Below are 17,908 nucleotides of genomic sequence, written 5' to 3'. Positions count from 1 at the left end.
CGGGCGGGTGCCCGCCCCGGCCCGCCTGTTCGGCCCGCCGGTCCGGGCCGCCCGCCCGAACCGTCCGCCCGGACCGTCCGCAACGTAGCCGTGCCCGCGGGGGACTTCGCCGGCCCGGAGCGGGACACCGTCGGCCCTGGGCGGGACACCGCCGGAGACACCCCGGCAGCCCCGATCAAGGCCGCGCCGCCCGTTGCCCCCGACGGGGGAACGCTCTTTCGCGCCCTGTCCGGTCCGCGGCCGTCCGGGAACAATACGGTCCATGAAGCAGCAGGGGACCGGGCGCGGCCACGAGGACGACTGGTGGCGGCGGCTGTACGGCGACGGCGGCGGCAGTGGTGGCGGGGGCGCGGGGGACGACGTCCCGGGGCGCGGCGCGGTGGGCGACACCGGGCCGTCCGACGCTCCGGACACCCTCGACGACCGGGTCGCGTCGGCGCTCCGGGCGCTCGCGGCGCCGGGACGCTCCGACCGGGCGCCCCAGCGCCCGCCCGGGAGAACGGAGCCGCCTCCTGCGGCTGCGTCACCGCCCCCGCCCGCCCCATCGGCACCGATCCCGCTCCAGTCCACCGGCCCCGGAACGCGCCCGGCAGCCGCCTCCCGCCGGCCCGCCCCGTCCCCACGCGGCGCGCCCGGTGACACACCGCCAGCCGCCCCCGCCGACGTCACCGGAGACCGGCCGCCCGCGTACGAGCGCGAACCGGGCGGGCGCGATCCGGGCGGGCGCGCGCCCAACGAATCCGAGCCGAACGGCTACGGGCCCAACGGGTCCGACCCCAACGGCTACGAGCCCGACGAATCCGACCCCAACGAATCCGATCCCAACGGATACGGACCGCACGGCTACGGCCCGAACGGATACGAGCCCGAGCCGGGCCCCCTGCCCGCCGCCGACCCCGCCGCGCTCGATGAGCTGGTGCCCGACACCGCGCTGGACGGTGCCCGTTACGGCTCGTTGACCCTGCGTGCCGCCTCCCGGCGCGGCGATCTGGCCCGTCACCGCGGCGACGTCCGCCGCGATGCGCTGCTCACCGTCCGCTTCGGGGCCGGCCGGCATGCGCTGATCCTGGTCGCCGTCGCCACGGGGCTGCCGGGCGTCGAGGGTGCCCCGCGCGCCGCCCGCGACGCCTGCGCCTGGATCGGCGGTGCGGTCGGCCGCAGTTACACCCGACTGGCGGAGGACATCCGTACCGACCAGCGCGACGCCCTCAAATCCGGGTTGCAGCGGCTCCTCGACCGCAGCTACGGCAAGCTGCGCGCCCGGGCGGAGGAGCGGGGCGTCCCGCCGGAGCAGTACACGGCCGCGCTGCGCTGTCTGCTGCTGCCCGCCGACCCGGAGTGCCGCACCCGGGTGTTCTTCGGCGTCGGCGCGGGCGGCCTCTTCCGGCTGCGGGACGGCGCCTGGCAGGACCTGGAGCCCGCCACTCTGGACCACCTGCCGCGGCACGCCCCGGCGGTCGCCGGCGACCCGCCCGCCGCCGGCGACCCGCCGCTGCCCGCCGCCGGCGGGAGCCCGGCGCGGCCCGAGCCGTTCCTCTTCCGGACCGCCTTCGCCCGTCCGGGGGACATCCTGCTGCTGTGCAGCGCCGGATTCGCCGAACCGCTCCACCAGGAGCCCGCGTTCGCCGCCCGGCTGGCCGCCGCATGGTCCGCCCCCGAGCCGCCGGGCCTGGCGGACTTCCTCACCGCCGCCCAACTGCGGGTCGAGGGCCACCCGAAGGACCGTACGGCCGTCGGGGTGTGGGAGGCGTAGCCCGGGGCACACGGGGACCGGCCCGGATCGGAGGCGGACGTCCAGCGGAGGCGCCCCGGGGCGGCGCATGGGTTCATGGGAAACGGACCCGCAGCCACCCACCCGTCGAAGGAGCGGCAGCGACATGGCGAAGCAGACCGTGGCCGAGCAGTTCGTGGACATCCTCGCGCGGGCGGGGGTGCAGCGGCTCTACGGCGTCGTCGGCGACAGCCTGAACCCGGTGGTGGACGCCGTCCGCCGGAACTCCGCGATCGACTGGATCCAGGTCCGCCACGAGGAGGTCGCGGCCTTCGCCGCCGGAGCGGAGGCGCAGCTCACCGGCTCGCTGGCGGCCTGTGCGGGCTCCTGCGGACCCGGCAACCTGCACCTCATCAACGGCCTCTTCGACGCCCACCGCTCCATGGCCCCGGTCCTCGCCCTGGCCTCCCACATCCCCTCCAGTGAGATCGGCACCACCTTCTTCCAGGAGACCCACCCCGACCGGCTGTTCACCGAGTGCAGCCACTACAGCGAACTGATCTCCAGCACGAAGCAGATGCCCCGGGTGCTGCAGACCGCGATCCAGCACGCCATCGGGCAGCGTGGGGTGTCGGTGGTCTCCCTCCCCGGCGACATCGCCGCCGAGCAGGCCCCCGAGCGGGCCATCGAGCACGCGCTGGTCACCTCGCGCCCGTCCGTGCGCCCCGGGGACGCCGAGATCGACACGTTCGCCCGGATGATCGACGAGGCCCGGAAGGTCACCCTGTTCTGCGGCAGCGGCACCGCGGGCGCCCACGCCGAGGTCATGCAGTTCGCCGAACGCGTGAAGTCCCCGGTCGGCCATGCTCTGCGGGGCAAGGAGTGGATCCAGTACGACAACCCCTACGACGTGGGCATGAGCGGCCTGCTGGGCTACGGCGCGGCCTACGAGGCCACCCACGAGTGCGATCTGCTGATTCTGCTCGGCACGGACTTCCCGTACAACGCGTTCCTGCCCGACGACGTCAAGATCGTCCAGGTCGATGTCCGGCCCGAACACCTGGGCCGCCGCTCCAAGCTCGACCTGGCGGTCTGGGGCGATGTCCGCGAGACGCTGCGGTGCCTGATCCCCAAGGTCCGGCCGAAGCAGGACCGCACGTTCCTGGACCGGATGCTGAAGAAGCACGCCGACGCGCTGGAGGGCGTGGTCAAGGCCTACACCCGCAAGGTCGAGAAGCACACCCCGATCCACCCGGAGTACGTCGCCTCCGTCCTGGACGAGGAGGCCGCCGACGACGCCGTCTTCACCGTCGACACCGGCATGTGCAACGTCTGGGCCGCCCGCTATCTCAGCCCCAACGGCCGCCGCCGGGTGATCGGTTCGTTCAGCCACGGCTCGATGGCCAACGCGCTGCCGCAGGCGATCGGCGCCCAGTTCATCGACCGCGGCCGGCAGGTCGTCTCCATGTCGGGCGACGGCGGGTTCTCCATGCTGATGGGCGACTTCCTCACCCTGGTCCAGTACGACCTGCCGGTGAAGGTGGTGCTGTTCAACAACTCCTCGCTGGGCATGGTGGAGCTGGAGATGCTGGTCTCCGGCCTGCCGTCGTACGGCACCACCAACCACAACCCGGACTTCGCGGCCATCGCCCGCGCGGCCGGGGCCCACGGCGTCCGGGTGGAGAAGCCCAAGCAGGTACGCGGCGCACTGCGCGACGCCTTCCGGCACAAGGGCCCGGCGCTGGTCGACATCGTCACCGACCCCAACGCCCTGTCGATCCCGCCGAAGATCAGCGCGGAGATGGTCTCCGGCTTCGCGCTGTCGGCCGGCAAGATGGTGCTCGACGGCGGGGTCGGCCGGATGCTGCAGATGGCCCGCTCCAACCTGCGCAACATTCCCCGGATGTAGCCGGCTTCACCCCCAGGCCATCGCCTGTGGTGGCGGACGACCCGGCTCCGAGCGGAACGCCGGGCGTGCGAGGCGGCCGGAAGCGCCGCCCGGCGGTGGCTGAATTCCGCGCAGGCTCCGCGCGCGGTTTCGCGCTCAGCCCGCCGGCGGGTGCTGGGGGCGCAGCCGCAGCGTGAGGATCTGGAACGGCCGCAGCTCGACCGTCAGATCGGAGGTCGGCCCCTCCTCCTCCCGGTGCAGCGGACGCTCCAACAGGTCGGTGACGGTGGCCCGTTCGACGGGGAAGCCGGGGGAGAGGGTGCCGCTCGCCCGTCCGCCGTGGGACTCGTACAGCCGCACCACCACATCGCCGCTGCGGTCCTCGGCGAGCTTGACCGACTCCACGGTCAGGGCCGGGTGGTCGACGCGGATCAGCGGCGGGACGGGCGGGGTGGCGGCGGTGCGCAGCGGGAGGTTGAGGGCCAGGCCCTCGGCGACGGCTTCTCCGGTGCCGGCGCCCGGCAGCAGCGCATAGGTGAAGCGGTGGGTGCCCTGGTCGGTCTCGGGGTCGGGGCTGTGCGGTGCGCGCAGCAGGGTCAGCCGCACCGTCGTGCCCAGGCCCTCGGGGTGCGGGGTGCGGGTGACGTCATGGCCGTACGTCGAGTCGTTGAGCAGCGCGACGCCGTAGCCGGGCTCGGCGACCCGCAGCCAGCGGTGGGCGCAGATCTCGAAACGGGCGGCGTCCCAGCTGGTGTTGGTGTGCGTGGGGCGGTGGACGTGTCCGAACTGCACCTCGGAGGTGGACCGTTCGGCGTGCACATCCAGCGGGAAGGCGGCCTTGAGCACCTTTTCCGACTCGTGCCAGTCGATGTCGGTGCGGATGTCGAGGCGGTGCGAGCCGGCCCGCAGGGTCAGCTCCTGGACGATCCGGGACGCGCCGAACGCCCTGGTCACCCGCACCGTCGCGGACAGCGGCCCGGCCGCGGCCAGCTCGACGGACTCGGCGTCGGTCAGATCGGTGTGCCGGTTGCGGTAGTGCCGGTCGAGGTCCCAGGCGTCGTACTGGTTGGGGTGGTCGGGGTGCAGCTGCAGCAGATTGCCGCGGGCGCCAGGCGCCAGGACCTCCCGCCCGGCGTGCAGATCGCGTACGGACACCAGCAGCCCGTCGGTGTCGAGCCGCACCCGCAGCAGCCCGTTGTCGAGGGTGAGGTCGCCGTCGGCGCCGGTCCCGGTCCGGACGGGCGCCGGCGGCGGGGTGGGGGAGTCCGGTCCGGGCGGGCGGACGGCGGCCGAGCCCAGCGCCGGGACGTGGACCGCGACGGCGGTGCGTCCGCCCGGGGCCGCGTCCCCCGCGGGCAGTTCGACGATCTCGTCCCGGTCGTAGGGCGAGGCGTTGAACACCGTTGGCAGACCCGCCGGCTCCGCTTCCGGATCGTCCAGCGCGCCGATCGCCGCCTCGATGATCCCGGTCAGCTCGGCCTCGACCGCCGCATAGGTCTCCCGGGCCTCGCGATGCACCCAGGCGATGGACGAGCCCGGCAGGATGTCGTGGAACTGGTGCAGCAGGACGGTCTTCCACAGGCGGTCGAGTGCTTCGTACGGGTAGCGGTACGCGGCGCGCCCGTTCGCCCGTACGGAGGCCTCACCCGCCCGTACGGCGGCCGTCGCGGCCCACAACTCCGCCTCGCGCAGCAGATGTTCACTGCGCCGGTTGCCCTGTTTGGTCTTCGCCTGCGAGGTGTACGTACCGCGGTGGAACTGGAGGTACAGCTCGCCCGACCAGACCGGCGCCGTCGCACCGTACTCCTCGTGCGCGGCCGCGAAGAACCGTGCCGGCGGCTCGATCTCCACCCGCGGTGAGCCCTCCAGAGAGCGCAGCCGACGGGCCCGCTCCAGCATCTCGCGGGTCGGCCCGCCGCCGCCGTCGCCCCAGCCGAACGGCACCAGGGAGCGGGTGGCCCGGCCCTTGTCGGCGAAGTTCCGTTCGGCGTGGGCGAGTTCGCGGGCGTGGAACTGGGCGTTGTAGGTGTCGACCGGGGGGAAGTGGGTGAAGACGCGGGTGCCGTCGATGCCTTCCCACCAGAACGTGTGGTGCGGCATCCGGTCGGTCTGGTTCCACGACAGCTTCTGGGTCAGGAACCACTTCACCCCGGCCAGATGGGCCAGCTGTGGGAAGGCGGCCGTGTAGCCGAACGAGTCCGGCAGCCAGATCTCCTCGGTCTCCACCCCCAGCTCCTCAAGGAAGAAGCGCTTGCCGTGCACGAGCTGGCGGGCCAGCGCCTCACCGCCGGGCATATTGGCGTCGGACTCCACCCACATCGAGCCGACCGGCGCCCAGTTGCCGTCCCGTACGGCCTCCTTGATGCGATCCCAGATGTGCGGCTGGTGCTCCTTGACCCAGGCGTACTGCTGCGCCTGGGAGCAGGCGAACACCAGCTCCGGGTAGTCCTTGGCGAGCTGGGTGACATTGGCGAAGGTGCGGGAGGCCTTGCGTACGGTCTCGCGCAGCGGCCACAGCCAGGCGGAGTCGATGTGCGCATGGCCGGCGGCCGAGACGCGGTGCGCGCTGGCGGCGGCCGGGCGGCGGAGCACCTCCGCCAGCGCGGCCCGGCCCGCGGCCGCCGTGCCGCCGACGTCGTGCAGATCGAGCGCGTCCAGCATGTCCTCCAGGGCCCGCAGGATCTCGGGCCGGCGCGGGCGGTCCACGGGCAGCTCGTGCATCAGCTCCGACAGCACCTCGATGTCGAGGACCAGCTGCCAGACGGTCTCGTCGAGCACCGCGAGATCCGCCGCGGCGAAGCGGTACAGCGGCCGACGGGGCGCGGTGCGGACATCGCCGAGGTCGGTGGGGGAGAAGTCCCGCAGCACCGCCGGGTTCGCGGCGGCCTCCAGCAGCAGCCGGACCTCCTCACCGCCGTCGGCCGGTGCGCCCACGGGGATGTGCCGGTTGTGCGGATGGATGCCCTTGAGCGGTACGCCGTCGGCGTCGTAGACCAGCCCCTCGGCCTGGAAACCGGGCCCGTCGCCGCTGAAGCCGGGGTCGATGACGGCCTCCACCCGCCGCCCGGCCCACTCCTGCGGCACCCGGCCCGCCAGCCGGAACCAGCTGGTGGACCACGGCGGCCCCCACGCCTCACCGACCGCGAACGGTTCGTACGCGGCCTCCAGCGCCTCGCCCACCGGGACGGGCTCTCCCGGCGGATGCCAGACCGAGAGCCGCAACGGCACCCGCGCCGCGTACTGCGCGGGCCTGATGAACTGCCTCAGCGCCCGCTCCAGGCGCCCCTCCACCAGCAGTCGGTCGTCGTGCACAGCGGCTCCTCACGTTCGTTCTCCCCGTGCGCCGGGGGCGCGCCCCCGGCGGGTGGCCGGGGAGCACCCCCGGCGCGGCCCGGTCCGGCGGGGTTCCACGACGGGCTCGGGTCAGGCATACCCACGGGAACACGGGGGGCTCACCCGGCGCGCGGGGCGTGCACCGGTGACCCCGCGGGCGGAAGCATGGCGGCTGATCCGATGGGCATGCTGACCGTGAGGCTGTTCGAGGCAGAGCGCCGAAGTTCGTTGGGGGCGGGGGAGAGCATGCGTCAGCCTGTGCGGCGCGAGGAACGGGACAGAGGAGAGCGCGGCATCGAGGGGAGCCGGGGCGGCGGGAGCGCCGCGCGGGCGCCGGGCGTACTGGAGCGGAAGGTGCGCCATGCGGACCTGAAGGCGGTCGGCGAGGTGCGCCGCGAGCTGCGCCAGCTGCTGAGCCGCTGGACGGTGCCGGGGGGCGGTGAGCTCATGGAAGTCGCCACCCTGCTCACCAGCGAACTGGTCACCAACGCCCTGGTGCATGCCGAGGGCGGTGCCGTCGTCACGGCCCGGGTCGGTGACCGGCTGCGGGTGGAGGTCCGGGACTTCGTCCCCGGGCGCCCCGAGCCGCGCGCCCCGACCACCGACGGGACCTCCGGCCGCGGGCTGATGCTGGTGCGTTCCTTAGCCGATGCGTGGGGGATCCGCACCGAGAGCCTCGGCAAGAGCGTGTGGTTCGAGCTGGGCGGCGGACCGGCCTGACCCGGGGCGGGTGCGCCGGCCGGCGCGGTCCGCCACCGGTCAGCCGAATTGCCGTTCGATCTCGGCGAGCTTCTCCTCCAGGGAGTCCAGCCGCGGAATCGTCTGGGTGTCGTCCTCGGCGGTGAGATCGACGGCCCGCGGGGGACCGGCAGCGGCATCGGCGCCCCCGGCCTCAGCACCGGACACGGCCTTCAGGGCCGGACGGGAGTGCGCCGGCGGCTCCCCGGTGAGCGGCGGCTGCGGCTCGCCGGCTATGGCCGGGTCCGGGCCGGCCACCTCCGCGGCGGCCGACGCCGCCTGCGTCACCGCCAGTTGCCGGCCGCCGCGGCCCCAGCTGCGGTGCTGCCGGTTGATGGCCTTGATCCTGGCCCGGTCGAGCTTGCCCTGCTCGCGTCTGCGCAGACGATTCTGCTCGCTCTGCCGACGGTCCTCCCGCACCTCCTCGACCGCCTCGTCCAGCGTCCGTACGCCCTCCAGCAGCATCAGCGACCAGGCGGCGAAGGTCTCCCGAGGCGCGCGCAGCCAGCGGACGATCCGGATCTGCGGCAGCGGACGCGGCACCAGTCCCTGTTCGCGCAGCGCTGCCCGGCGGGTCTGCTTCAGCGCCCGGTCGAAGAGGACCGCGGCCGACAGCGACATCCCGGCGAAGAACTGCGGCGCACCGGCGTGGTCCAGGCCGCGCGGCGCGTGCACCCAGTTGAACCAGGCAGCGGCTCCCGCGAAGGTCCACACCAGCATCCGGGAGCCGAGCGCCGCGTCACCGTGGCTGGCCTCCCGCACGGCGAGTACGGAGCAGAACATCGCCGCGCCGTCGAGCCCGAACGGCACCAGATACTCCCAGCCCCCGGAGAGGTTGAGGTTCTGTACGCCGAAGCCGACCAGACCGTGGAAGGACAGTGCGGCGGCGACCGCCGCACAGCAGAACAGCAGCAGATAGGAGGCCGAGGCGAAGACGGTCTCCTTGCGCCGGCGGCGCTCCTCGCTGCGCTCCCACGAGTCGCCGGCGGCGGACCGTGCGGCCGCCCGCCGACCGCGCACCACCAGCGCCACCGCGACCGGCACGCCGACGAGCACCAGGGCTCCGGGAACCAGCCAATCAAGCGATATGTCGGTCATTCTCATTCCGGGATCCCTTTGTGTCGCGGTCCGCTTTTCGCGCGCCATCCTGACGGAAGCCGCTGCCGTAACCGAGGCATTCGAAGCAAGTGGGCGCCAAGGGGTGCGAGAAGGTCACCTTGATATCGAACTGTCGCTCTTTGAGGAGAAGTTGCGTTCGAGTTGGATCATCCTGGCGGGTGAGGCAGGGGATCGGGGCGCGGGGTCGAGCATCGATTCGTGTCTGCATACCGTGCCGTGGGGTGGTCTCGGCGAGCGTGACCGTGCGTCCGATGTGTGGCCACCTTCAGGCGTCTTCAGTAGCCCTGATGCTGACCTGATGCCGATTTTCGTGACGGGCCGTCAGGTGAGAGCTCGCTCCCGGCCGCTCGTGATCGCGCCGCGTCCCGGTTGCGATGGAGCTGATGACGACATCAGTCCTGGAGGGCTCGCAACACGGTCACCTCGACGGGCACGGCCTGTTCGTGCACAGGGGTCACCACCCCGCCGGTCACCATCACGGTCAGTGGGTCGACGGGAACGACTCTGGTGGCGGCCCCTGCATGCTGGCGGGGCAACCTCCCCTTCCCCCTGCCGAACGTGTTCACGGCGACGTTGCGGGCCACCGTGGCCTACCCATCACACCACCGACGCCACCCTGAAAACCTCAGTAGCAGAGCCGTGCGGGGCTTCCTGCGGACCGAGAGCTCGGCGCCGAACAACTGCGGACCGTTAGAGGTTTCCCTAGCGCGAGCCGCTGAAGAATCCAAGCGACCGTTGCGCTGCTGGCTGTGGAGATCCGGAAGGGGCTGTTCGTGTACGCGGTGTCGCCATCGTACAAGCTGTTCCGGTACCCGCCGGAGGTCATCTCGCGTTGCGTGTGGCTGTACCACCGCTTCCCGCTCAGCTTCCGCAACGTCTTAGACACCCTGGTCCGATCCCGGCGGAACGCCAAGGCCGCCGAGCGCCTCCTGGCCAGCTCATGAAGCAGTAGCAGATACCGCGGGTACTGGTCACCAACATGCTGAAGGGCTGCGGCACCGCGCCCTGATGCCCTCGGTCGAGCATCGTTCGCACAAGGGACTGCACCACCGCGCCGAGAACTCCAAGGAAGCGCGAACGTGCAATGAAGGGCTTCCGTCCGCCTGTGGCAGCCCAACAGTTCCTGCCGGTGTTCAGCCAGATCTCGCCGCACTTCCGCCGCCGGCGCCACCTGCGTCCTGCACTCACACCCGATGAATCCAGCAAGGGGAGAACCATGCTCAACCGTCGCACCACCCTGAGACTGGGTGCCGGAGCCGCCGTCGGCGCGATAGGTGGAGGGGTGATCGCCGGGACCGCGACGGCCGTGACCTCGCGCATCGCCTCTCGGGGCAAGACGGGCCCCGACTGGTCCAGGCTCGGCACCCACCTCAGCGGCGACCTCGTCCTGCCGACCGACGCCGCCTACGAGCAGGCCAGGCGTCTGGCGATAGGCCAGTTCGATGTGATCCGCCCGCAGGCCGTCGCGTACTGCGCGACCGAGCGGGACGTCCGGACCACGCTCGCATTCGCTCAGGACAACGCGCTGCGCCTGGTGCCTCGCAGCGGCGGGCACAGCTTCGCCGGCTACTCCACCACCACCGGTGTCGTGCTGGACGTGTCGCGGCTCAACTCGGTCCGGCTGTCGAAGAACACAGTGGTCATGGGGCCGGGCGTCCAGCAGGTCGACGCGCTGACCAAGCTGGCTCCGCGCGGGGTGTCGCTGGCCAGCGGGCTGTGCCCCGGGGTCTGCCCGGGCGGGTTCGTCCAGGGCGGTGGCATGGGCTGGCAGACCCGCAAGTTCGGCATGGCCAGCGACCGGCTGATATCCGCGCGGGTGGTACTCGCCGACGGCCGAGCCGTCACCGCCTCCGCCACCGAGAACCGGGACCTGTTCTGGGCGCTGCGCGGGGGTGGCGGCGGCAACTTCGGCGTGGTGACCAGCTTCGAACTGCGGCCCACCCATGTGCCGACCTTCGTGAACTTCAACCTGACCTGGCCGTGGGAGGCCGCGCAGCGGGTCATCGCCGCGTGGCAGCGGTGGGTCATCGCGGGGCCGCGCGATCTCGGAACCGGAATGGGCGTGCAGTGGCTCGACGCCGGCACCGGCCGCCCCGACCTGCTGGTGTACGGCGGCTGGCTCGGGACTCCTGGCAGGTTCACGCCGGTCCTGGACGCGCTGGTGGCCGACGTCGGCAGTGCCCCTGCCACCCGCGGGGTGGCGGAGCAGACCTTCCAGAAAGCGATGATGTCGTACTACCACTGCGCGGACCTGACTCCCGACCAATGCCACACCGTCGGTTACTCGCCCGAAGCGAAGCTACCCCGGGCCAACTACGCGATCGACCGCAGTCGGCTGTTCTCCGCGGCCATCCCGGACACGGGGGTGGAGAAAGCCCTGGAGGCGTTCACCGCGAACCCGCGAGCAGGCCAGTTCCGCTTCCTCAGCTTCTTCGCACTCGGCGGCGCAGCCAAGCAGCCGGGCCGCCGGGACACCGCCTTCGTGCACCGCGACACCGAGTTCCACGTTGGCTACTCGCTCGGTCTCAATGACCCGAAGTACACGCCCGAGGACGAGCAGGCCGGCCAGGCCTGGGCAGACAACGGCTTCCGGGCTATCGACCCGTACTCGAACGGCGAGAGCTACCAGAATTTCATCGACCCGTCGCTCGCGGACTGGCAGTCGGCCTACTACGGCGAAAACTACGCCAAGCTCCGCGCAGTCAAGCGGAAGTACGACCGGCACCGACTCTTTTCGTTCGCCCAGGGCATCGCCTGATCCCCCGAAGGCACTGTCACCTTGAGCCGGCGGTCTCGGGAGTGGAGTGATCGTCGAGTTTGCTGATCACCGGTGAGGCTGGGCTGTCGAGGTTGAGGCGCACGCTGCCCGGCGATCCCTCCGAGCTGCACCTGCGCATCTCCTACGACGACGGACTCCGCGACACCCCGCAGGCCGACACACTGGAGCGGTGGGATGTGGCCGTCCTCCACCGGCGCCGTGCGCATCACGGCGGCGAGGACCCGGCGGCGACCAGCGACTGCGGCCACGCGGACCGTCCCTCGTGCACCGTACTGAGTTGAGTTCGGATGTGACGACCCGAAAGGGCGGCGTGGGGGTCAGGTGGTTGCAGTGAGGCGTTTGATGCGGTCCGCGTCGCAGGTGCGCGGGCAGGTGACGCAGGTGTCCTCGGGGCGGAGGGTGTAGTACATGCAGCAGCTGGCGCGGTCCCGGGTCGGTAGCGACTCGCCGCCCGGCCCGGTGAGGGCGCGGAATCCCGCACCGCCGACGTAGGGCGCGGTGGCGCCCGGCAGCAGCCGCTTCAGCGCGGCCACCGCACGCGGCTCCTCGCCCAGCAGATGTCCCAGGTACCACAGGCCCTCGACGAGCTCGTCGGACGCCATGCCCCACAGCGCCCGCGGCCCGCGCCGGGTCCGCGCGGCGAAGCCGGCCAGGACGGGGGCGAGGTGCTCGGCCACCGCAGCCCGCACCTCCGCGCGCAGCGCCTCCTCGTCCGGTACGACCCGGGCGCCGGGCAGGTCGGCCGCCGGATCGTCCGGAAGGCAGCAGAACGCGCCGATGCGCACCGCCATCCGCCCCGGCTCCCGCTGGAAGGACACGTCCTGCACGGGCAGCCGCGGGACCCGGCGGTGCAGGAACCAGGGGAGGGTGATCAGCAGGCAGGCGGGCCAGGCGTAGCGGTGCAGGGCGAAGCTCGCGACGACGTCCGGCCGGGCGCGCTGTCCGTAATCGCGGAGGATCTGTGCGTCGTCCTGCGTGAGAAAGGTCTCCAGGGCCTCGCCGCCGGCCGCGAGACCGGCCGCGCACACCCAGCCGTCGCCGCTGGGTGGTGCCGCGTCCCAGGTGGTCACCTGCAGGCCGGGGAAGACCTCCGAGAGCCGGGCGTAGGCGTCGGCGACGGGGTGGGCGGCGGGCGGAGCGGCGGGGACAGGCGTCATGGGGGAGACCACCGAATCGCGAGCGTCAGAGGTAAGCCTTACCTTACCCGAGGACCTTACCCGCGCCTGCCGAACGCCAGTCCTCGCGGCCCCCGGGGGTTCCCCGGCCGGTTCGGATGTGCAGGGCGGCCCGCGCCGCCTATGGTGCTGGGAACGTCAGGAGGAATCGTCATGGAGCAGGGCACAGCGGAACCGCAGCCGTGTGTGCGTGGGTGGGTGCCAGCGCAGCCCGGTCCCGGCGTGCCCCGGCGGCACTCCGTCCGCGGCCAGGTGCTGGCCGCACTGCGCCGTGCGCTGGTCGACGGCGAGCTGACCCCGGGCGAGGTCTACTCCGCGCCCGCGCTCGGCGAGCGCTACGGCGTCTCCGCGACCCCGGTCCGCGAGGCCATGCAGCAGCTCGCGGGTGAGGGCGCCGTCGAGGTGGTGCCCAACCGCGGCTTCCGGGTCGCCGAGCGCAGCGCCCGCGACCTCGCCGAGCTGGCCGAGGTCCGGGCGATGCTGGAGGTGCCCGCGATCATCCGGCTGGCCCGGGCGCTGCCCCCGCAGCGCTGGGAGGAGCTGCGCCCGCTGGCCGCGGCGGGCGTGGCGGCCGCCGCCGGTGGCGACCGGGTCGGCTATGCCGAGGCCGACCACGCCTTCCATGACGCGCTGATGTCGCTCACCGGCAACCGCCGGCTCACCGAGGTCACCGGCGATCTGCTGCGCCGGTCCCAGTGGCCGCCGGCCGCCGGCTCCGGGCGCGCGGCCGAGCTGCTGGCCGATGCCGCCGAACACCACGAGCTGCTCGACGCCCTGAGCGCCCAGGAGTTCGCGGTCGCCGAGCGGATCGCCCGCGCGCATGTCTCGGCGGCCCGGCACCCGCACTGAACCGTCCGGTGGTTCAGCCGGGCAGCAGCTCTTCCAGAGGCAGCGCCGCGACGTCGGCGGCGGGCCGGGAGAGATAGAGATCGGCGTGGTAGAAGCCGTCGGATTCCTTGCCCGTGGTGGACAGGCCGTGTCCGGCGAGCGCCTCGAACGCCCCCCGCCGCTCATCCCCGTCGGCGAACCGCCGCTGGCGGAACGTACGGGTGGTGAGCTTCTCCGTGACCAGTCCGGCCCGGGCCAGCAGGGCGGAGACCGGGCGGTAGGACACCGTGCGCAGCACGAACGCGGCGACCCAGGGCGGTGACGAGACGCAGTCGAAGAGACGGGTGAACGTGGTCGCGGTGATGTAGCCGACGCCACCGGTGACGGTGATCAGATCGGTGTCGGCCAGCACGCGCCGCAACTGTGGGCTCGGCTCGTCGAGCTCCAGATTCTCCGCGAATCCGTGGTCGAGGAGACCGACGTCGCGGGCGTAGCCGACCGCGCGGTCCGCCGCGTCGATGCCGGTGATGCGTACGGACTCGGCACGCCGCCGGCTGGCGAAGAACGTGCGGTCCTCGTCGATGAGTTGACGGGTTGTCGGCACGTCCGGGCGGAGCGCGGTGTAGCGGTCGTAGAGGTCGGAGAGGGACAGCTGGTGGTTGAGCAGTGCGGCGTTGACCCCGTATGAGCAGCAGAGGTCGACGACGTTGAGTGGTGGGCGGTCACTGCGGTGGCGCCGCAGTGTCTCGGTCACGGTGCGGAACACCGCTTGGCCGTGGTGCGGAATCTGGTAGTCCAGGGGCTGCAGGGTGGTGAAGTACCGGCGGGGATCCGGGCAGTTGTAAATCGCCTCGAAATCCGCCTTGCCCCAGTCGGTTCCCGCGGTCGTGTTGGTCACTCCTGCTGTCATGTGGCCTCCCGAAAGGCTGAGCCAATGGGTGGGGGCTCAGCTGGTCCCGGACCAGCATCCTGTCCCCCGCCGCCGCCTCACAGTGCGACTTGCGGCCATTCTCGGGGCCTGTGGGGCGTGCGGAGACACCCCGGCCCCGGGCCTTCGCCCCATGGTCCCACCTCCCGGTTCACCCGGCGCGTCGACCGTCGGCCGGCCCGGCAACCGTCACACCCCGGCCGATCCGCCCCGGGGACCGTCGAGATCCAGCCAATCGGGCCGGTTGCGGGCATGGCTGAGGAAGGGGGGTTGACGGCGAGCGGAGGAGCGCCCTCCGGCGTTGGAGAACGGTGCCGGCCCACCACCCGCCGAGCGCGAGTGGTGGGCCGGCACCGGGTCCCCGGCGACCGCGGCCGGGGGCAGCGTGATCCATATGGCTAGGTCGCCGTGACGGGCGTGGAGAGATGATCGGCGAGCCAGGTCGGCACCCCGCCCATGAGGCGGAACAGCCGGGCCGCCTCGGCGCGCAGCCGGGCCGCGTCGCCCTCCGGGGCGGCATCGGCCAGCGCCGCGAGGGCCGGTGCCGTACCGATGAGGAAGCCCAGCTCCTCCCGGATCCGCAGCGACTCGGCGAAACCGTGCCGGGCCTCCGCCAACTCCCCGTCCCGCAGCGCGAGTCCGGCCAGGTGGCGCCAGGTGAAGGACAGCAGCAGGTGGTCGCCGTGCGCGGTGGCGCCGGCGTGCGCGCGGCGGTAGGCGGCGCGCGCCGCATCCGGGCTGTCGGCGACGTGCTCGGCCATCAGCCCGCGGCGGAAGTCCAGCAGCGGGCGGCCGGCCGCGGTGGGTGCCAGCAGCGCGGCGGCCCGGCCGAGTGCCGAGCGCGCCTCGTCGGCCCGGTCCCGGACGCCCAGGACGGTGGCGGCGTAGGCGAGGTGGCCGCGCTCGCAGGCCGCGCCGCCGCGCTCGTCGTCGTCGCCCGCCAGGGCCTCGGCGCCGCGCAGCGCGTCCTCGGCCTCGGCCCAGCCGGTGGTCGTGAACACACAGCGCTCGACCAGGAGGGCCGCGCGGCGCAGCGCGGACGGGGCGTGACGGACGGCGTGCGGCTCCAGCAGCGCGGCCGCGTCGTCCCAGCAGCCGCGGGAGCGCAGTCGCCACACGGCACGGTCGAGGGGATCGTCCCCCTCGACCGTGGCGACGGTTGGCACTTCCGGTGCGGATGCGGGTCTCGGTACGGTGACCGGCACCGGATCCGCGGAACGGTCCGGATCCGCGGGATCCGCTGATTCTGGCATGGCGGTATCCGCCACGTTGCCCTCCCCAAGCGCGCCATTGAGCTGGAAATCGCAAGCCGTGGGCGCATCTCAGCACGAACTCCGCCGCCGGGCCAAGGGGGCGGGTGAATGAATTCACAATCACCAGGTGCGCGCTACGGAAGGGGTGCGCGGCCCTGATCGGGCGCGTTGCGGCGCAAGCGCGGGCGGCCGCGGCCGGCACAACCGCCGCGATGCCGCCCGATCGAGTTACCCCTAACGGCGGATGCCGGGTCCGCCGGATTACACCGCCGGATCGCGCCGCTCGGATGGCACCGGCCGGCCGCGGACCGGCGGGACGCCGCCGCGACGCCCTCAGCGGGACGTCGGCGCGGTCGGCCCATCCGGCGTGCGCGTCAGCTCATCCGCAGTGCGAGGAAGAAGTCGAGCTTGTCCTCCAGGCGGGACAGGTCGCGGCCGGTGAGCTGCTCGATCCGGCCCACCCGGTAGCGGAGCGTGTTCACATGCAGGTGGAGACGGGTCGCGCAGCGGGTCCAGGAGCCGTCGCAGTCCAAGAACGCCTCCAGCGTGGGGATCAGCTCGGCGCGGTGCTTGCGGTCGTACTCGCGGAGCGGGTCCAGCAGCCGGGCGGTGAAGGCCCGGCGGACGTCGTCCGGCACGAACGGCAGCAGCAGGACGTGCGAGGCCAACTCCTCGTGCCCGGCGGCGCAGACCCGGCCGTTGCGGGCGGCGGCGACCCGGCGGGCGTGCCGGGCCTCCTCCAGGGCGCCGCGCAGGCCCTCCGCGGAGTGCACCGCGGCGCTCACCCCGACCGTCAGCCGCCCGTCGTCGTCCAGACCGCGGGCGAGCGGCTCCTGGACGACCCGGAGCAGCTCCGCGGCGTGCAGACCCGTCGCCGAGGAGTCCTGGGACTCGTCCGGTACGGGCAGCGGCACCAGCGCCACCGCCTCGTCGCCGGTGTGCGCCACGGCGATGCGGTCGGAGTGCTCGGGCCCGGCGACGCCGGGGTCGACCAGCATCTCCTCCAGCAGGCTCTGCGCCACGGGGCCGCCGGGGACGTCGCCGTCCTCCCACTCGACCCGGGCCACCACGAGCTGCCAGTGCGGTGCGGTGCCCAGGCCGGGCAGCAGCACGGGGGCGGCCACCCGCAGCCGGGCCGCGATCTCGGCGGGCGGGGCGCCGGCCTGGACGAGCTCCAGCACCTCCTGGGCGAGCCGGCGGCGGACCGTACGTGCCGCATCGCGCCGGTCGCGTTCCACCGCGATCAGCTGGGTGACGCCGTGCAGCAGGTCCAGGCGCTCCTCCGACCACTCGCCGGCGTCCGCCTCGACGGCCAACAGCCAGTCGCTCAGCACCGTCTGGCGCAGGTCACGGCCCTCCTGGCGGATCGGGAACAGCGAGAAGGTGGCCCCACCGAAGGTGACGCGGTGCGGCCCGCGCCGGCCGGTGCGGGCGGCCGCCAGGTGCTCGCCCGCGAGCCGGGCGGCCAGTTCACCGGACAGCTCCGGCCCGGCGTCCGCCAGGGTCGAGCCGGCGATCTGCCGCCCGGTGGGGGAGAGCACCCAGGCCCGCAGGTCCAGGTCGGAGCCGAGCAGGTCCAGGACCACGTCCGGGCCGCCGCCCGCGGAGGTCATCAGCCGCCGGTGGCGGTCCACCACGGCCGCCAGATCGCCGGCCCGCTCGCTGGAGACCTGGCGGACGACATGCTCGGTGATGGAGGCGAACGAGACGTCCTCGACGACCGAGAACAGCGGCATCCGGTGCCGTGCGCAGGCCGCGATCAGATCCTCCGGGACCGAGCCCAGCTCCGCCTCGCCCGCCGCGAGTCCGGCGACCCCCGCGGCGGCCAGGATGCGGACGAACGGCTCGGAGTCCTCCGGCTCGCGGTGCCAGGCCAGGCCGGTCAGCACCAGTTCGCCGCCGGAGAGATAGCGGCTGGGATCGCGCAGGTCGGTGGTCATCACGCCGCGTACAGTGCGATCCAGTTCTTCCTCGCCTCCCAGGAGCCTGAGGCCCAGGGAGTGGGTATCCAGGAGTACGCGGAGCCGCATGACCTCGCCCGCCGTTCTTTGCTGTCTGGTGTTGCCGGTGGAATGCCGCGAGGTTTCCAAGCCTCGACTTTCGTTCGAATCTACAAGACAGGTGGCCTGGCCAGCCAACCGCTTCATGGTTTCGGT

The 17,908-nt window shown here is 72.9% G+C and carries 12 protein-coding genes and 1 pseudogene; 7 read left to right on the top strand and 6 right to left on the bottom strand.

Going from position 1 to position 17,908, the window contains the following annotated elements; translation table 11 throughout:
- Positions 1–262: 262 nt before the first annotated feature.
- Positions 263–1,753: a protein phosphatase 2C domain-containing protein gene (locus EST54_RS13285; RefSeq protein ID WP_129247811.1), complete on the top strand. Its 1,491-nt coding sequence runs from the start codon at positions 263–265 to the stop codon at positions 1,751–1,753.
- Positions 1,754–1,877: 124 nt separating this feature from the next.
- On the top strand, positions 1,878–3,620 hold the full coding sequence (locus tag EST54_RS13280; protein ID WP_129247810.1) for a pyruvate dehydrogenase: 1,743 nt from the start codon (positions 1,878–1,880) through the stop codon (positions 3,618–3,620).
- Positions 3,621–3,755: 135 nt separating this feature from the next.
- On the opposite strand, the gene EST54_RS13275 is transcribed toward EST54_RS13280, so the two are convergent.
- The gene (locus tag EST54_RS13275) at positions 3,756–6,911 is read right to left on the bottom strand and encodes an alpha-mannosidase (protein WP_129247809.1); all 3,156 of its coding nucleotides are present in this window, start codon (positions 6,909–6,911) and stop codon (positions 3,756–3,758) included.
- Between the two features lie 267 nt (positions 6,912–7,178).
- Here EST54_RS13275 and EST54_RS13270 point away from each other — a divergent pair, with 267 nt between their 5' ends.
- Positions 7,179–7,652, top strand: a complete 474-nt coding sequence (locus tag EST54_RS13270) for an ATP-binding protein (protein WP_239012665.1) — start codon at positions 7,179–7,181, stop codon at positions 7,650–7,652.
- Positions 7,653–7,691: 39 nt separating this feature from the next.
- On the opposite strand, the gene EST54_RS13265 is transcribed toward EST54_RS13270, so the two are convergent.
- Positions 7,692–8,774, bottom strand: a complete 1,083-nt coding sequence (locus tag EST54_RS13265) for a DUF2637 domain-containing protein (protein WP_129247808.1) — start codon at positions 8,772–8,774, stop codon at positions 7,692–7,694.
- A gap of 788 nt (positions 8,775–9,562) precedes the next feature.
- On the opposite strand from EST54_RS13265, the pseudogene EST54_RS36340 reads away from it, so the two are divergent.
- The 3 genes and pseudogenes from EST54_RS36340 to EST54_RS13250 form a co-directional block, all read left to right on the top strand.
- Positions 9,563–9,972 (top strand): annotated as a pseudogene (locus tag EST54_RS36340) (hypothetical protein); the annotation flags it as partial.
- 33 nt (positions 9,973–10,005) lie between these two features.
- On the top strand, positions 10,006–11,547 hold the full coding sequence (locus EST54_RS13255; protein ID WP_129247806.1) for an FAD-binding oxidoreductase: 1,542 nt from the start codon (positions 10,006–10,008) through the stop codon (positions 11,545–11,547).
- 92 nt (positions 11,548–11,639) lie between these two features.
- Positions 11,640–11,849, top strand: coding sequence for a hypothetical protein (locus EST54_RS13250; protein ID WP_129247805.1), 210 nt, complete (start codon positions 11,640–11,642; stop codon positions 11,847–11,849).
- Between the two features lie 36 nt (positions 11,850–11,885).
- Here EST54_RS13250 and EST54_RS13245 read toward each other — a convergent pair whose 3' ends face one another.
- Positions 11,886–12,725, bottom strand: a complete 840-nt coding sequence (locus EST54_RS13245; protein WP_129247804.1) for a (2Fe-2S)-binding protein — start codon at positions 12,723–12,725, stop codon at positions 11,886–11,888.
- 171 nt (positions 12,726–12,896) lie between these two features.
- Between EST54_RS13245 and EST54_RS13240 the strand changes: the two genes are divergently transcribed.
- Positions 12,897–13,592 (top strand): GntR family transcriptional regulator, encoded by a 696-nt coding sequence (locus tag EST54_RS13240; RefSeq protein ID WP_129247803.1) that lies wholly within the window; start codon positions 12,897–12,899, stop codon positions 13,590–13,592.
- A gap of 13 nt (positions 13,593–13,605) precedes the next feature.
- Here EST54_RS13240 and EST54_RS13235 read toward each other — a convergent pair whose 3' ends face one another.
- The 3 genes from EST54_RS13235 to EST54_RS13225 form a co-directional block, all read right to left on the bottom strand.
- A complete protein-coding gene (locus EST54_RS13235) occupies positions 13,606–14,481 on the bottom strand; it encodes a hypothetical protein (RefSeq protein ID WP_239012664.1) in 876 nt (291 codons plus the stop codon).
- A 416-nt stretch (positions 14,482–14,897) separates the two neighbouring features.
- Positions 14,898–15,752 (bottom strand): hypothetical protein, encoded by an 855-nt coding sequence (locus EST54_RS13230; protein WP_239012663.1) that lies wholly within the window; start codon positions 15,750–15,752, stop codon positions 14,898–14,900.
- 374 nt (positions 15,753–16,126) lie between these two features.
- The gene (locus tag EST54_RS13225; RefSeq protein ID WP_129247826.1) at positions 16,127–17,782 is read right to left on the bottom strand and encodes a PucR family transcriptional regulator; all 1,656 of its coding nucleotides are present in this window, start codon (positions 17,780–17,782) and stop codon (positions 16,127–16,129) included.
- Positions 17,783–17,908: the final 126 nt, after the last annotated feature.

It is taken from the genome of Streptomyces sioyaensis, from assembly GCF_004122735.1.
Taxonomy (GTDB): Bacteria; Actinomycetota; Actinomycetes; order Streptomycetales; family Streptomycetaceae; genus Streptomyces; species Streptomyces sioyaensis.
The sequence above is the reverse complement of the archived record's forward strand: the minus strand, read 5'-3'. Positions and strand labels throughout refer to the sequence as shown.

Bases quoted from the DNA above. Each gene is read 5' to 3' on its own strand.
- EST54_RS13240 (WP_129247803.1), top strand. From the start codon at position 12,897: ATGGAGCAGGGCACAGCGGAACCGCAGCCGTGTGTGCGTGGGTGGGTG.
- EST54_RS13270 (WP_239012665.1), top strand. From the start codon at position 7,179: ATGCGTCAGCCTGTGCGGCGCGAGGAACGGGACAGAGGAGAGCGCGGC.
- EST54_RS13265 (WP_129247808.1), bottom strand. From the start codon at position 8,774: ATGAGAATGACCGACATATCGCTTGATTGGCTGGTTCCCGGAGCCCTG.
- EST54_RS13285 (WP_129247811.1), top strand. From the start codon at position 263: ATGAAGCAGCAGGGGACCGGGCGCGGCCACGAGGACGACTGGTGGCGG.
- EST54_RS13230 (WP_239012663.1), bottom strand. From the start codon at position 15,752: ATGCCAGAATCAGCGGATCCCGCGGATCCGGACCGTTCCGCGGATCCG.
- EST54_RS13255 (WP_129247806.1), top strand. From the start codon at position 10,006: ATGCTCAACCGTCGCACCACCCTGAGACTGGGTGCCGGAGCCGCCGTC.
- EST54_RS13245 (WP_129247804.1), bottom strand. From the start codon at position 12,725: ATGACGCCTGTCCCCGCCGCTCCGCCCGCCGCCCACCCCGTCGCCGAC.
- EST54_RS13280 (WP_129247810.1), top strand. From the start codon at position 1,878: ATGGCGAAGCAGACCGTGGCCGAGCAGTTCGTGGACATCCTCGCGCGG.
- EST54_RS13225 (WP_129247826.1), bottom strand. From the start codon at position 17,782: ATGCGGCTCCGCGTACTCCTGGATACCCACTCCCTGGGCCTCAGGCTC.
- EST54_RS13235 (WP_239012664.1), bottom strand. From the start codon at position 14,481: ATGACAGCAGGAGTGACCAACACGACCGCGGGAACCGACTGGGGCAAG.